We start from the raw sequence: 16,172 nt of genomic DNA, 5'->3' as shown, positions 1-16,172 counted from the left end.
CTTTCCGCTACTTAAAAGCTACTCTAGCGTAAAAAGGGAAAATATGGTAGACTGAATTTATGAAAAAATACATTAAGAGTTTTTTTGACAATGAGGTTTTGTCCTACCTCTTTTTCGGGGTAGCGACGACTGGAGTTGCTATTGTCACGCGCTTGCTGGCTTATGAAGTAACCAGCGAGGAAATCTTCTCAACTATCTTGGGTAATGTCGCTGGAATCCTCTTTGCCTTTGCAACTAACGATACCATCGTTTTCAAACAAAAAAGACAGGGTTGGTTTGCCCGCCTCATCAAATTTACCACCGCCCGCTTGACCACTCTCTTTCTCGATGTCGCTTTGACTTTCGTTTTCGTAAAGACCTTTCCGGGTCTAATCGGCCAGTTCGTCAATAATGATATAAAAAAGGTCAACACCATCGAAACTTTTATTGCCCAAATTCTCATCATCGTCCTCAACTATGTTTTCAGTAAATTATTCGTTTTCAAAAATGACAAAAAAGAGCCCAAATGAGCTCTTTTTTTCTTACAGTTCTAAGCTTGGATTTTCCTTGGTCAAATGAGTAATTTCTCCTGTCAAACCAAAATAAGCTTGCAGGAGGTCCTGCATTTCTAGCATGGCTGCTTGGGCACGCTGGCCTTGCTCCTCATTGATAGCCTCAATCACCAGCACCGCCTCCTTGGTCTCCTCAGTCAGCATGGTTCTTTGGGCCTCCCGCCAATTCAAACAGCGACAAACCGCCCCAGCTTCATCATAATAAATAATTTCCTCTGGCAAGGCTGGCGCATCACTGTCAGCCCCTAGGGGAAAGAAAGGCTCGCCACCTTGGGCCTTGCCCAGATAGAGACCAGCTTGAATCTTGGCAAGATCCTCACCCCCACAAGGCACCGCATAAGACAGAGAAACGCTATTATAAATATCTACCAAAGGATTGATAGGGTGGAACTCCCGCTCCTGACTGACCCGCTTGAGTAGGGCCTCAATAGATGAACGCGCCCCCTTTTTGGTTTTGAACTTAGCAAAGGCCTGACGCCATTCTTGAATGACCTGGTTTTGCGTAAAAGGCTCCTCAGAAATAAAATCCTGGGCCCTCTTTGCCCCCTTAGCCAACAAGTCCTTAAAATAAGGGTCCTTACTTTCATCGACACGATTGTCCAAGCCCTTAACAATCAGCAAACTAATCTGCGCTTCCGGAAACAAAGCCCAGAAGTCTTGCTCGATTGTGATGTTCATGTTGCTACCTCTTCATATTTTCTTTTTTGTCCTTTTTTGACTCGCTCCCAGTCGCTGGTGACGTTTTCTCTGACTTTGGCTAGCATGCCCTCTATTAAAAATTTCAACTTATTCATCAAAGTTTACTTTAGAAGTGTCCCTGAACTCCTTACATAGTTTTCGTCAATATACATTATAATTTCACAAATTTTTGAAAGTAATTCACTATCCTTATGCGTTGATGTGAGCTCTTTTTGAATTTTTTTTAAAGAGCTGTAAATATAATCTAATTTATATAATTCCTTATGCAATCCCAATATTGAACTACATTCTTCTGCCAACCTTTTTTGTTTTTCATTTAATGCATTATTTGTAACTATTGCACCTGATTTATTTCTATAAAATAATTTGGAAAATTCTTTCGATAATGGATCTAAATTTTTAGGAAGTTCTTTCTCCTGCTTAGTCTTATTACAAATTGGACAAGCCAAAGCTAAATTTTTATAATTATCTCTTTCAAGAGGAAAGTTTTTCTGACTTTTTATATGTTCAATATGAAAAGGTTCACTAGTGTAGCTTGAACAACTCCAACCACAATAAACACATTGTCCTTTAAAATCTTTGATTAAAGTTTCTTTTAATAAAGAACGCTCACTTTCTTTTGAATATTGATATGTTATATCATCGCTTCTAACAGGAACCTTTTCATAACCTCTATAATCTTTTTTATACAGTTGCCTTATGTTTATCATTTATTTTATCCTTCGCTATAATTATCAATAATTTCATAAGCTTTCTTGATGAGTTCATTTAATTCTTTAGAAACTTCATCAGGTAATTCTCGAGAAGCTACAATTGAGAACTGGTCTTCTATCCTTCTTTCATTTTCCAAAACTTCAACTGAAAAGGTTTGGTCTGATTTTAATATATTGTTTACATCCGTTCTTTGCTTAATTATAGCTAGTCCTAATTCAATTTGCTCCTTCATATATTTCAACATTTCTTCAATTTCAGATTCATTCCCTTTTGAAAAAATCTTTTCACAACCCTTTAATTGACTGACATCCTGTTTATGAGAAGTATATATACACATAGGAAATAATGAGTTATGACTCTTAATTTTTTTCCATAACGCATTCGCATCAGCATATATATTACTTTGCTTTAAATCAAAATCAAGTATAATCCCACAGATTTTATTTGAAGCTAATTCTTTCAGAAATATCTCCTCAGATTCTTTATTGATTATTGAAAAGAACTCAACGCAGTACTGAGCATCTTCAAATTTTTTCCTTAATTTAGTATAAGAAGCTGCATATCGTGCTTCATCTTCATCATCAATAAAATAAATTTTTCTTACATTCATTATTTATCCTCCTCCCCCCGGAAGTATTAGTTCGATTTGAAAACCTCTTTCACCAACTTCAGAAAGTATCTTCTTATCCCCCTTTAAATTTGATAATACAGTAGCTAAAATCCACATTCCCATACCTGTACCTTCGTTGCTATACGTTATATATGGATTGAAAATAGAATTTTTATCCTCTATCTCACTACTTAAACCATTCCCATTATCTGAGTATAGTAACCGAATTCCTCTTTCATAAATTTCAAAATCCACACTGATTTTACAGTCACGTATATTTCGTGGCTTTTTGAAATTTTTAAAAGAATTTGTAATTAAATTCAAAAAAATACTATCTAATTGAGTTTCACTAGCTTTTATATATATTTTTTGTAAATCTGTACTTAAATTACTAAAATCCTTTTCTCCATTTATTAGGTATTCATAATTATTGAAATTATCTTTAACCGAATTGTCCCACCATTTAAATATTTTGGTTAAATATGCTACTAAATTTATATTTGTCTTTTTATCTCTAGTCGGATTATTTACGCTACTGTCAATAAAACCCAATATACTACTATTTTTGCTTTCTATAGCTTTAGAATAACTGTATAAATTATAGTCTTCTGGAAGTTCGTTAAAATTATATTTAAAATTATTTGAATAGTAATCTCCTATATCTATTAACACGCTAGGAATATTTTCAAAAAAAGATCTATCGTTTTTTATCTGATGAACAAATGTAGACATAACTATTCCTTGCGTCGCCATAGTTCTTAGCATATCACTCTCGCTAATTAAAGAATCTTTTTCTTCAATTGAAGTATCAGATAAAGAATATAATTCTAGAACTGTCTGCGGGTTTATAAGTTTTGTAAATTCGTTATCCTCAAATAGCGCTTTCTGATTTCCTTGATGTTTTTGTAAAAGTGTATCTATCTTTTTCTTTAGTTTTTTTCCTTGTTGACTGTTATATTTTATATCTGCAACTTCTTTTAGATATTCATTATACAAAATATGAAGATTGGAGCGAATACTTGAAAATTTTTTTATTATTTGTAAAATAATTTTTTCTAAATATATAAATTCTGTACTATTTTTTAATCCCTCTCTATTAGATTGATCCTCAAAAATTCCATTTTTGGCCTTAGTTATATTTATATATCCGTTCAATTGATTAGCCTGCATCATATAACTTGGGCGAGTAACTCCAGCAGGATTTTTTACACGCTCACTTTCGATGCCTAGCCAATCAAAACCTATCGTATCTACTTCACCATAAGGTCTGACTCTAAATCCATCTCTATATAATAATATTCCTGGCTCATATTCATTTTTATTTATATTCAATAACGGATCTTTTATAAACGGAGCCTTAGAACCACCCTTTCTTTGTTTGGTAAAGTAAATCACCCCATCAAAGTCTCCTATTGGTTTTTGAGGAATTTCATCATGAATAAATTCAGAAACTTTAATCTCTTCTTCAAAATAATAACGATTACGTTTCTTGTTCCCGTCAAAAATATGCTCTTTTATCTCATTAAATTTAGCCATTACAAAATCTGGTGGCAGTTGGTCAATATCTACTTCATCAAAAAAACCATCAAAAATTAACAAATCGTTTTCATGAGAATATGAAAATTCAATAGATGCATCTGTTTTAATATCTGATATAGAAGAAATGACTTCCTCTTCTTCACCAAAATAATGAAGTATGATATCAAAATCACCAGTGTCCAAAAGTTTCATTGGATTTTTAAGTTTAGCAAGACTTAATTTTAATAATGAATAATTTGTCCCTGATAACAGCTTATCTGATAGTAACCATTCATCCTTTAATTCTGTAGACGTTAAAATTGTACCGTGATTCTCAGGATTATTTAATCCCCTTTTTGAGTACTCAAGACTGAATTCCTCCTTTGATAATTGAATAATATCTATTTCTATAGAATCTAAAGAATTTCCAGTTATAAACTTATCCCAATTTATGACAAACTTATATGCTTTTTCTCCATCTGATGTTACAACCTGTGTTTTATTTCCCAGTCTACCAAGCGAAAGACGACCAATTCCCATAGAACCATTCATTACACGCTTAGTATTTTCTACTTCTTGGAAAGTAATATTTGTTTTTTTATCAGTTCCAAGCGTAAAAAAGACTTCTTGAATTGTGTCTAAGTCCATCCCCTTTCCATAATCTATTACTTCAATGTGTGTAGCTATTTTATCATTCTTGTTTTTAATTAGAGTATCTGAACCTTCTACAAAAATATCTACTCTTCCTGAAAAGGCATCATAACTATTTTTCACAAGTTCTAATATAGCACTTCGAAAGTCTAAGACATTATCTCTCCCCAAAAGATTTACTGTTCTTGCCGTTGATTTAAAATGAGTTTTGGTTAATACTTTTGCCATATGTAGTTACCTCTTTCTGTCAGAAGGGATAGGGATATATTTTAAGTCAGTGGTACTGATACTCCTATAACCTGAAGAATAATTTTTTGATACTTTTTCTAAATAATTAACAATTTCATTAGAATTCAAATATTCAACTAACTTTTCTATATCATATCTATTATCAGTCAATTTAATAGATATTCCCGACATTATAAAACCATTTTCTAAGATTTTAAATGCACTACCATTTAGAGAAGCAATCTTTGAAATAACTATCTTTTGTTCATCATAGCCACTAAATCCCTGAGTTCTTCCAAAATAAACACCGTATTTTTTTTGATACTCACTATTTAAAGTTTCTGAAAGGTACTTATATGTTAATGGTAATTTTTTGTCAATATTATCCATTCTCATATAAGTCTGATTGCTTTTTTTATATGGAAAAATTAAAAATCTATCATTACTAAAATCTGATATTCGTGTAACTTTTTTTAATGAGGACCTTTCTAACTCATATTCTACACCATTCTTTAAAATAATCACTTTATTTTTATACTGACGTACAATATCTTGACTATTTATAATAAAAACTTTATCATTCAAGGTAGCCAAGCCATTTCTAATTTCAGCTATTTCTGAAAGTTTCTTATGTTCTGAAACTTTTTTAAATAAGAAAGGGTGAGAATAAATCTCGTAATTTTCTTTAACTATCATCGAATACTCTTTTTGTTCTATTATATTTCTAAACTTATCTTTTAGATTTAGAACTTTATTACCTTTAGATAAAGCTGTTATAGCTGAGTAAGTCATTGCATTTTCAAAAAGTAATTCGTCATCAAAATCAATAATAGTTTCAATTAAATTATTATCAACTAAATATTTTACCATGGTGCGTGCGCCTCTGGCACGTATATAGCTATTAGGAGTTATATAAACAATTTTTCCTTTACCATTCCAAAGTTCCAAACCTATTTCAAAAAAATAATAATATAAATCATAGTTATACTTCATACAAAAATGACTATTTTCTTTCAAAAATTCAACATTCTTCTTTGTCATATTACGCCTTGAAACAAATGGTGGATTACTAATAACATATGAATACCTTGCAAATTCTCTAAGTATTCTCTTTTTTTGCAACAAAGCATCTAATTGTTTTATGTTCCAATTAACAGTCTCCTCAAAATACTGAGAAGTTAAATAATTTAATTTAGAAATACATTTATTAACAGCTTCTTTTCTTATGTCAAAACCTGCAACATTATTCTCTAAGAACGATATCAAAAATTTTGTTTCTTTATTACGATTATTTTCTAAGAAATTTAAAACAATATAATATAAAATGTGACCTTCTCCAACAGCAGGTTCTATAATGTTAAAATCAGTTGAATAATCAATATCTAATTGAGAAATCATTATATTTGCAAGATTTTCACTAGTATAAAAAATTCCGTTTTCTTTTATAAATTTTGTTTCTTTCAAATTATACCCCTTCTTAACAAAAATATAATTATTATACCTTTTTAACATATAAAACTAAAATTATTATACCACAACAAAGCACTTATTTTAGTTTTTTCAATTAAGTTACTAAGGAAAATTTATATATTTTTTATTTCTTCCTAGTCTTTTTCCATTTTTTAATGAAATTGTTTTGGCGACTTTCAAAGCCTTTTTCACAGGAGACTTGGTAACTGGCATTGAGAACAGCTCCGATGATGAGGAGTTTGGAGATAAAGATAAACCAGACCATGATGGCTAGGATAACGACTGAACCCAGCAGGCGGAAATCTTCCAGTCTTGTCATAAAGCTAGAAACATAGATGGCAAAGAGGTTGGATAGGCTGAGAAAGAGGATGAGAACTAGGCTAGCACCGGGTAGGACATAGCGGAGCTTGCTGATCCGGACATTGGGCAGGAGATAGTAAATCATGACCAAGGATAAAAAGAGGCTGAGATAGAGGCCAGGCTCGGTCTGCTCTAGCAAAAAGCGGTAAAAGTCCTGGTTAAAAGACCAAAATCGATGGAGGACTTGAAGGAGACTTCGGCCAAAGAGGGCCAGGAAAAAGCTAAAGGCTAGGACCAGCTGGAGGGCTAGGCTAATGATGAAAGAGAGCACCCTCCCCCAGATAAAGCCCCGTCCTTCTTCTGCTCCATAGGCCTTATTAAAGGCTTTTTGTAAGAGGGTCATGCTCTTAGAAAAGGTCCATAGGGCCGACAAGATAGACAAACTCAAAAGTCCAGTCGAAGGTCGACTAAAGACATCGCTAACAATTTGAGAGATGGGCTGATAGAAAGAAGCTGGTAGGATATTCTTTAAAAAGCCCAGGAGGTCTGTCAAATCAAGATTGAGATAAGGAAGGAGGTTGGCCAAAATCATCAGGACTGGAAAGATAGAAATCAAGAGATAGTAGGCCAGGGCAATACTGGTAAACTCGATTTCTGCTGACTGGTAGAGGCTGATGAAGGCCGAGATAAAGGGATGGGTCTTGATTTTTTCAAAATAATATTTCATGCTTGTAAATAGAAAAAGAGACTTGCCTTTCTGGTTTTACCATCACAGCAGACCAGACACGGAAGTCTCAGATAAAGGGCTAGCCAGAGATAAACAAGGCTAGACTGGTGCTGTCAGGTCCTAGTAGGTCCCTTCCTCACCTTGGCTAGTCAGGATAACTGGTCCCTCTTTTGTGATGACAAATTGGTGCTCGTACTGGCAGGATAGGCCACCGTCTAGGGTCTTGTGGGCCCAGCCGGTCTCCAGGTCAGTATCAATCTCCCAGGTTCCTGTTGAAATCATGGGCTCAATGGTCAAGACCATGCCTTCACGGAGGCGTAAGCCTCGGCCTGCTCGGCCATAATGGGGAACCATAGGCTCCTCGTGCATGGTTGGGCCGACTCCATGACCAACTAGGTCACGCACGACTCCATAGCCTTGACTTTCGGCATATTCCTGAATGGCTGCCCCGATGTCTCCGATACGGTTGCCAACTTGGGCAGCCTGAATTCCCCGATAGAGGCAGTCCTTGGTGACCTCCATGAGACGCTTAGTTTCTGGCGCTACTTGACCGACTGCATAGGCCCAGCAAGAGTCTGCTACTCCACCGCGGAAATTTTCGGTGTACTGTCTCATTTGGGCGACATTATTAAAGTCCAGTTTGGAGACATCTAGCTCCTTTTTATCGACTAGGCCGACCACCATATCCACCTTAAGTAAGTCTCCCTCTTGGAGCTTTTGGTGGCGAGGAAAGGCATGGGCTACTTCATCATTTAAGGAACAGCAGGTTGCATAGGGATAGTCCATGACACTTCCTTCTACCCCGATTTGCAAGGGGAGGGCATTGTCCTCTTTACAACGCTTGCGCACATATTCTTCGATTTCCCACATATCTAGGCCTGGCTTAATCAGCTCGCGCAAGCCCTGGTGAATGGAAGCTAGGAAATCTCCGCTCTTATCCATTAAGTCAATTTCACGTTGTGATTTTAAAGTAATCATGTCTACCTCTTTTTAGTTAATTTTTACGGTAATGGTTGCTCGAGCAACCACTTGTTTGCTTAGGAATATATCAAAGTCCAGGAGGGCCATCCGTCTAGAACGCCGGACCAATCTTGACTGGACTTCCAGGCTGTCATCTAACTGGACAGCTTGGAGAAAGTAGAGAGCCATCTGCTCAATCATCAGGCTCTTACCGCTAGCCCCCAGTAGTTGCTGGGTCTGGATACTGAGAATCTCAGTCAAAACACCATGGGACAGGACCCCGCTAGTGTCTAGCATAAAGGGCTCAACGACAAAGTGGAAGGACTTGTCCTTGCGGCTTATCTTTTGGGCGATTTGATCGCTAAAGGTCGGTAGGCTGGAGACCTGCTCCCGACTCATCCGATCCAGAATATCCCGGCGGGTAATGACCCCTAAAAGGGTCTGGTTATTTCTAACCACTGGAATCATTTCAAAGTCATCGGCTATCATTCGCTGGCTGATATTGGCAATAGTCGTGTTGAGGCCAGTAGTAAAAGGACTCTTGGTCATGACCTTGTCTAGGGTGGTATAGGGAGACTTGTCCCCTGCGTCCCTCATGGTCACCACACCGACCACCATCTGGTGCTGGTTAATAATCGGAAAGCGACTAAAGCGGCTCTTGCGCACCAGGTCCAGATAGTCCCGCACGGTATCGGTGTCCTTGAGAAAGCCATGTTCATGACTGGAGCGATAGACTTGCTCTACCGTTAAAATGTCCGTCTTAATCTGCATATTGGCCAGGGCCCGATTGATGAGGGTGGCTACGGTATAGGTGTCTTCCTTACTCCTTAGGACCGGAATTTGCTTTTTGTCTGCTAGGCTTAGGACCGACTCTGCTACCTCAAAACCACCGGTGATTAAGACAGCATTGCCATTGCGCAGGGCTAAAAGCTGGATTTCAGTCCGATCTCCGACGATAAGCAGGCCTCCCTCGGTCAGATGACGGCCGATATTCTGTTCAGTCATGGCCCCGATTGAAAACTTGCTAAATTCCTTGTCTAGACCTCTCTGACCAGCTAAAATCTGGCAGTTGGCAATCTCGGCAATCTCCTGGTAGGTCAAATGCTCCAAGACAACAGACTTGGACTTGACCCGAACAGTTCCACTGCGAGGACGGGTTTCCACCAAACCACGATTTTCAGCCTCCTTAATCGCTCGGTAGGCTGTCCCATCACTGACACCTAGGAAATTGGAAACGCTGCGCACGCTGACCCGTTTTCCGACAGGTAGGTTTTCTAGATAGGCTATAATCTCTTGGTGTTTACTCATGAAAATCCCCTCTCTCATAGCGAAACTCTAAGTAGTCTCGCATCTTTCGAGTATAACGATCGCTCCCCTTAAACTGCCGGTGGAGTGAAAATCCGGCCTTTTGGGCGACATGCTGACTGGCTCTATTTTCTTGGTGGGTGATGATGACCAGGCTTTTGAGACCAAATTCTCTAAAGGCTAGAAAGACGAGCTCCTTGACCGCCTCGGTCATCAAGCCCTGCCCCCAATAATTTTCTTGTAAAAAGTAGCCGATTTCTGCTTCTTTTTTGATTTCATCTAGTTTTTCAAACTTGATGGAGCCAATCATCTTTTGTGTGCTAGGCTCACAGATAGCCCAGATACCCAAGGGATTTTTCATAAAGTAATTAGCGATGACATACTGACTTTCCTCAATGCTGGACTGACTGGGAAAGATGAACTCTAAATTGCTAGGGTTGGAGGCTATCTGATAAAAATCGGCCGCATCCCAATAGGAAAAGGGACGTAAAATCAGGCGGTCCGTCTCAAAAAAAGCAAATTCGGCTAACTTGGTCCAGATATTCATAGACTTCCTTTTTAAAAAGAGACTGGGACAAAAGCTCCAGCCTAGGCATTTGCTTCTACAAGCGGCCTAGGAAAACCTTTGTTTCAGTCCTTCTGCTAAAATTGATTTAGCTTGCGATGTATCCATTGGAAAAATAAGGGCCAAAGACTCAGTCTTCTACCAGACGAATGTCGGCTCCCAACTGGGTCAATTTTTCAATGATATTGGAGTAGCCCCGCAGGATAAACTCAATATTGCTAATCTGGGTCTGGCCTTGGGCCAGAAGACCCGCAATGACTAGAGCTGCTCCTGCCCGCAGGTCGGTTGCCTTAACGGCTGCCCCCTGCAAGTCATTTGGTCCTTGATAGATAATCTTATTCTTATCCGTCTTGATTTGACCGCTCATCTTGGCCAACTCGGCTACATGGTTGACCCGTTTTTCATAGATGGTGTCGATGATGGTCCCTTGGCCCTTGGCTTTTAATAGAAGCGGGGTCAGGGGTTGTTGCAGGTCGGTCGCAAAGCCTGGATAAGGCGCCGTTTTGATATTGATTGCTTTTAGGTTTGCTTGCTCCTCCACATAGACACTGTCCTCAGAGACAGTCATGCGGACTCCCATTTCCTCCAATTTAGCAAGAAAACCTTCTAAGTGTTCGTAAAGGACATTATTGATTTGAATCCCCTTGCCGACTGCGGCGGCCAGGGCGATATAGGTCCCTGCCTCGATACGGTCAGGAATGACCTGGTGGCGGGTCCCATGGAGCTTGTCAACTCCTTCAATGGTAATAATGTCTGTTCCAGCTCCCCGAATGTGGGCCCCCATATTATTTAAGAGGGTGGCTACATCAATAATTTCGGGCTCGCGAGCTGCATTTTCAATAATGGTCCGACCCTTGGCCTTGACTGCAGCCAACATGGTATTGATAGTTGCTCCAACGCTGACCGTATCCATGTAGATGACTGCTCCATGGAGTCCAGCCTGGTCTGTAGCTAGGTGCATGGCATTGCCCTCATAGCTCATCTTAGCTCCCATGGCTTCAAAGGCCTTGAGGTGCAAATCAATGGGTCTTGGACCTAGGTCACAGCCTCCCGGTAGGCCGACCGTTGCTTGACCGAAACGCCCCAAGAGACTGCCATAGAAATAATAAGAGGCCCTTAGACTATTGATTTTCCCATAGGGCATGGGCATATTTTTCACCTGACTAGGGTCAATCTCCAGGCTATCCTCATAGCGCTTGACCTTGGCCCCCATGACCTCCATAATGTCAATCAGACTAGCCACATCAGAAATATCTGGGACTCCGTCCAAGGTGACCACTTCATCCGCCAGAATAATCGCTGGAATCAAGGCAACGACGCTATTTTTGGCACCACTAATGGTCACCTCTCCTTGTAAGGGGCGACCACCGTTAATTACGATTTTTTTCATCTTATTTCTCTTTCAAGCTTTTTCGTTCAAAGAATACTCTTTATTATACCACAGATAAGCTACCTTTCTCAACCTTTATTGGAAAATCCAGCTTTTCCGCTCCCTGTGTTCTATAAAAGAAGGGCTGGTCAAATAGCCTAGATTGTCCGATGGAGGACGAGACAAAAGTCTTTGACTTCTGAAACACATTCGGTTTATACGCTAGACGCAGTAGCCGCGTCAAAGATTCTTTCGCTTTACGCTTGCTTTATTCACAACCTCCAATAGTCTCCCAGACTATTGGAGCTGTCCCACTCTCATAAAAATATAGATAAAGACTCAAAATTATCGTTCTAGCTGACCTTTTTTCTGAGAATGGATAAAGCAACGCATAAAAAAACAGCAAACAAATAAACCACCCGCTAAGCGAGTGGTCATGATTCTAATCCTCTAGGGCTGCCTTCAAGGCCTCTACCTTATCCAGCCTTTCCCAAGGAAGGTCAATATCGGTCCGACCCATATGACCATAGGCCGCTGTCTGCCGATAAATCGGACGTTTCAAGTCTAGCATTTGAATAATTCCTGCTGGACGTAAGTCAAAAATCTGACGGACAGCCTGCTCTAGGCGACTTTCAGAAACCTTGCCTGTCCCAAATGTATCTACTCGAACTGATACCGGTTGAGCCACCCCGATTGCATAGGCCAGCTGAACCTCAACCTTTCTGGCCAAACCAGCAGCAACAATATTTTTAGCAATATAGCGGGCCGCATAAGAAGCCGAGCGGTCCACCTTGGTCGCGTCCTTCCCAGAAAAAGCACCTCCACCATGGCGGGCGTAACCCCCATAGGTATCAACAATAATCTTACGACCTGTCAAACCAGAGTCCCCTTGCGGACCTCCAATTACAAAACGACCGGTCGGATTGATAAAGAATTTAGTCTTTTCATCTAAATACTGGGCAGGAATGACCTGCTTAATCACCTGTTCAATCACATCTCGGTGGAGAGTTTCATTACTTACATCAGGATCATGCTGGGTAGAGACTACCACTGTATCCACGCGCACTGGGTGGTCATTTTCGTCATATTCGACCGTCACTTGCGATTTGGCATCCGGCCGCAGATAGCTTAGAACCCCTTCCTTACGAAGCTTGGCCAAACGATTGACCAACTTGTGACTGAGCGAGATAGGAAGTGGCATCAACTCTTCGGTCTCATCAATAGCAAAACCAAACATGAGCCCTTGGTCCCCTGCTCCAATCAAATCGAGCGGGTCCTGCTCCTGATTTCCCCGCACTTCCAGGGCCTCATTGACCCCTTGGGCAATATCTGGCGACTGCTCCACTAGAGACGGGTGAACCCCCACCGTTTCTGCACTAAAACCATAGGCAGTATCGGTATAGCCAATTTCAGCAATCGTATCCCTTACCAGACGGTTAATATCCACATAAGCAGTTGTTGAAATCTCACCAAAAATGTGGACCGACCCCGTATAAACAACCGTTTCAGCCGCCACATGGGCCTCTGGATCCTGAGCCAAAATAGCATCTAAAATAGCATCCGAAATTTGATCCGCAATCTTATCAGGATGCCCCTCTGATACAGACTCTGAGGTAAAAAGTTTCCGTTCAGACATATCTATGTCCCCCTTTTAATGTATTTTGTTAAAAAGTTACAAAGAACCGACTGAGCGAAGCGAGGGAGGTTCTTTGCGAAAACCTTTAGGTTTGAGCAAAGCTTCTAGCTGAGACCAACTGCATGACCTTTAGCTTTAAGCAAAGCTTTCTCCCCATTAACCCCAAAAATTTGAGCAAGTCACTCCAAAATCATCTTGAATAAAGGAAGTTCTTTGCCGGACTTTTAGTCCAAGCAAAGTCGCCAGCATAAACGCACTGCGAAAACCTTTAGCTTTAAGCAAAGCTTCTAGCTGAAACCAACTGCATAACCTTTAGCTTTAAGCAAAGCTTTCTCCCCATTAACCCCCAAAATTTGAGTAAGTCACTCCAAAATCACCGTGAATAAAGGAGGTTCTTTGCCGGACTTTTAGTCCGAGCAAAGTCGCTAGCATAAACGCACTGCGAAAACCTTTAGGTTTGAGCAAAGTTTTTCCTCATTTCTCACTTCTTCAGTCGCCTTTTCGGGACTCTTTTAACGCTTTCATTATAACACCTTTTCCCAAAAAAGGCAGAGAAAAACTAGAATTTTCTCTATTTTCTCATCTAAAACAAAAAGAGGCGACATTCCTGCCGCTTCTCATATAGAATTTAACGATAACGAATCGCCCTTCTAAAGCTTTTCCAAAGGCCGACATCATCGGTTTGGAGAATCAAGCTTGCATAGATACGGCCAACATAGGCGATAAAGGCTAAAGTAAAGGCCAAAAGCAAAAGCAATGATAGCCAAGCCTCCCCGCTAGAAGCGTAGCCATTGATGACCCTAAAGGGCATAAAGAAGGTCGAGATAAAAGGGATATAGGAGCCAATTTTCATAATAAGGGTATCTCCTATATTTCCTAAGCTAACAACACCGATAAAACCAAGCATGACTAGCATCATAACAGGCTGGATAGCCTTATTGGCGTCCTCGGCCCTAGTCACTAGCGAGCCGCAAAAAGCGGATAGGGCAACATAGATACAGAGTCCGACAACCACGAAAGCTAGGGTATTGAGAGAAAAAGCATTGGCTAATTGGCTCATAAAGTCTGGATGGGACTTGAGAATATTCTGGAAACTTGCTTGACCAGAAAATGCAAATAGGATAAGCAGGCCTCCGAGCAAATAAACCGCAAGGTGGGTCAAAATTACCCCAAAAATTCCTAAAAGACGTCCATAAAAGTATTGGGAGGCACGAATACTAGAAAAGACGACTTCCATGATTTTAGTCCCCTTTTCACTGGCCACCTCTTGCGCCGTCAAAGCAGAATAAGTCAACAAGATAAAGTAAAGCAAGACACTAAGCACCATAAAAGCTAAGGTCTGGATCGTCTTTTTATTTTCCTTGGCCTGGTTAATCTTTTCCGATAATTGTGGAGTCCTCGATAACTCCTGGACCTGCTCCTGCGATAAGCCGACCTGACTAATATTAAGCTGGCTCTGTACTTGATTGAGCTTGGCCCACAATTTTGTCTTAAGCGTTGGACTCATACCGGTATCACCATGATAGGTAGCCACAATTTGACTTTTCTGATTTGCTAATAAAACATAGCCACTGGCCTTTTTGTCTTTAACCGCCTTTTTAGCCTCCTGCTCCGTCTTATATGCTACAAAAGTCTCGTCATCTGAAAAGTTTGACAAGACCTGCTGGTCGTCACTAACAAGAGCAAGCTCATCCGATTTAAAATTTGACTTGGCAGTTAAATATCCAACTCCCCCTGATAAAGCAAACAAGAGGAAAGGGGACAAAACCATCATCAGAAAGCTCCAGGATTTGACATGGCGTAGGTAAATTTCCTTGGTAACAATCAACATTTGTTTCATACTTCCACCCCTGATTCTAATTTGAAAATTTCATCAATGGTCGGTGCTTGCTGGTCAAAGGTGGCGATATATTGCCCCTGGGTCAGCAAGTCAAATAGCTGGGAACCCGCCGTCTCGTCATCTAAAATCAAGCGCCAAGTGCCCTGCTTGGTTAAGCTGGCCTTGGTTACATGTGGCAGGGCCTCAAGCTCTGCCTGTGACAGCCTGCTTGATACAAAGAGGCGGGTTTTCCCATACTGATTTCTCACCTCTTGGACAGGGCCATTGACTACAACCTTGCCATCACGAATCATGACTACATCATCACAAAGTTCCTCTACATTAGTCATCACATGGTCAGAAAAGATAATAGTCGCTCCCCGCTCTTTTTCAGTCAAAATCACCTGCTTGAGCAATTCGGTATTGACCGGATCCAGGCCACTAAAAGGCTCATCAAGAATAATCAAATCTGGCTCATGGATAAGGGTGGTAATCAGCTGGACCTTCTGCTGGTTCCCCTTGGACAGACTCTTTATCTTATCCGTCAACTTCCCCTTGACCTGCAACCTATCCATCCAGTCCTGCAAACGCTCCTTGACCTGACTATTGGACAGCCCCTTGAGATTAGCCAGATAGCGGACCTGATCATAGACCGTCAACTTGGGCATCAGACTCCTCTCCTCTGGCAGATAACCAATCCGCCCATAGGTCGCCTGACTAACCTGCTCCTTGTCAAACTGAATCTGACCACTATAATCAATAAAACGAAGAATGCTATGGAAAATCGTTGTCTTCCCAGCACCATTTTTTCCAATCAAACCAAGAATTCGTCCAGGTTGAGCCACAAAATCAACACCGAACAAAACCTGCTTCTGACCAAAATTCTTTTGCAAATCTTGAATTTTAAGCATAATTACCTCCATAAGATACAAGGACGTTAAGAAAACGAGAGAAAAATAGGCGGCCGAACAGGAGTTGCACGCAACTCCGTAGTGAGACCCCCGCAAGGACAGCTAGTTTGGAGGCAAGCATGAGCGTCGCCTACAAACA

14 protein-coding genes are annotated in these 16,172 nt (G+C 40.3%); 1 reads left to right on the top strand and 13 read right to left on the bottom strand.

Annotation, left to right across the window (positions count from 1 at the left end):
- Nucleotides 1-59: 59 nt before the first annotated feature.
- Nucleotides 60-509, top strand: coding sequence for a GtrA family protein (locus C4K46_RS03545; RefSeq protein ID WP_209627483.1), 450 nt, complete (start codon nt 60-62; stop codon nt 507-509).
- 12 nt (nt 510-521) lie between these two features.
- On the opposite strand, the gene C4K46_RS03540 is transcribed toward C4K46_RS03545, so the two are convergent.
- The 13 genes from C4K46_RS03540 to C4K46_RS03480 all read right to left on the bottom strand — a co-directional run bounded on the left by C4K46_RS03540 (nt 522) and on the right by C4K46_RS03480 (nt 16,033).
- A complete protein-coding gene (locus C4K46_RS03540) occupies nt 522-1,229 on the bottom strand; it encodes a B3/B4 domain-containing protein (protein ID WP_209627481.1) in 708 nt (235 codons plus the stop codon).
- A 122-nt stretch (nt 1,230-1,351) separates the two neighbouring features.
- Complete coding sequence (locus tag C4K46_RS03535) at nt 1,352-1,960, bottom strand: HNH endonuclease (RefSeq protein ID WP_209627479.1); 609 nt, start codon at nt 1,958-1,960, stop codon at nt 1,352-1,354.
- A 5-nt stretch (nt 1,961-1,965) separates the two neighbouring features.
- On the bottom strand, nt 1,966-2,574 hold the full coding sequence (locus C4K46_RS03530; protein ID WP_209627477.1) for a hypothetical protein: 609 nt from the start codon (nt 2,572-2,574) through the stop codon (nt 1,966-1,968).
- Between the two features lie 3 nt (nt 2,575-2,577).
- Entirely contained in the window at nt 2,578-4,971 is a 2,394-nt protein-coding gene (locus tag C4K46_RS03525; protein WP_209627475.1) for an ATP-binding protein, read from the bottom strand.
- Nucleotides 4,972-4,977: 6 nt separating this feature from the next.
- The gene (locus tag C4K46_RS03520; RefSeq protein ID WP_245335123.1) at nt 4,978-6,435 is read right to left on the bottom strand and encodes an Eco57I restriction-modification methylase domain-containing protein; all 1,458 of its coding nucleotides are present in this window, start codon (nt 6,433-6,435) and stop codon (nt 4,978-4,980) included.
- A gap of 130 nt (nt 6,436-6,565) precedes the next feature.
- Entirely contained in the window at nt 6,566-7,468 is a 903-nt protein-coding gene (locus C4K46_RS03515) for a YihY/virulence factor BrkB family protein (protein WP_209627471.1), read from the bottom strand.
- 120 nt (nt 7,469-7,588) lie between these two features.
- Nucleotides 7,589-8,446 (bottom strand): methionyl aminopeptidase, encoded by an 858-nt coding sequence (locus C4K46_RS03510; protein WP_209627469.1) that lies wholly within the window; start codon nt 8,444-8,446, stop codon nt 7,589-7,591.
- A 12-nt stretch (nt 8,447-8,458) separates the two neighbouring features.
- Nucleotides 8,459-9,736: a CBS-HotDog domain-containing transcription factor SpxR gene (spxR, locus tag C4K46_RS03505; RefSeq protein ID WP_209627467.1), complete on the bottom strand. Its 1,278-nt coding sequence runs from the start codon at nt 9,734-9,736 to the stop codon at nt 8,459-8,461.
- On the bottom strand, nt 9,729-10,280 hold the full coding sequence (locus tag C4K46_RS03500; protein ID WP_209627465.1) for a GNAT family N-acetyltransferase: 552 nt from the start codon (nt 10,278-10,280) through the stop codon (nt 9,729-9,731). Before C4K46_RS03500 ends, spxR begins: the two co-directional genes overlap by 8 nt.
- 148 nt (nt 10,281-10,428) lie before the next feature.
- Nucleotides 10,429-11,688 carry a UDP-N-acetylglucosamine 1-carboxyvinyltransferase gene (locus tag C4K46_RS03495; RefSeq protein WP_209627463.1) on the bottom strand — a complete coding sequence of 420 codons (1,260 nt, stop codon included), beginning with the start codon at nt 11,686-11,688 and terminating at the stop codon, nt 10,429-10,431.
- 421 nt (nt 11,689-12,109) lie between these two features.
- A complete protein-coding gene (gene metK / locus C4K46_RS03490) occupies nt 12,110-13,303 on the bottom strand; it encodes a methionine adenosyltransferase (RefSeq protein WP_209627461.1) in 1,194 nt (397 codons plus the stop codon).
- Nucleotides 13,304-13,931: 628 nt separating this feature from the next.
- Nucleotides 13,932-15,143 carry an ABC transporter permease gene (locus C4K46_RS03485; protein ID WP_209627459.1) on the bottom strand — a complete coding sequence of 404 codons (1,212 nt, stop codon included), beginning with the start codon at nt 15,141-15,143 and terminating at the stop codon, nt 13,932-13,934.
- Nucleotides 15,140-16,033: an ABC transporter ATP-binding protein gene (locus C4K46_RS03480; protein WP_209627457.1), complete on the bottom strand. Its 894-nt coding sequence runs from the start codon at nt 16,031-16,033 to the stop codon at nt 15,140-15,142. Before C4K46_RS03480 ends, C4K46_RS03485 begins: the two co-directional genes overlap by 4 nt.
- Between the last annotated feature and the right edge of the window lie 139 nt (nt 16,034-16,172).

It is taken from the genome of Streptococcus oricebi (assembly GCF_017883985.1).
Taxonomy (GTDB): Bacteria; Bacillota; Bacilli; order Lactobacillales; family Streptococcaceae; genus Streptococcus; species Streptococcus oricebi.
Note: the sequence above shows the minus strand (reverse complement) of the source record. Positions and strands in the feature narration are given on the sequence as shown.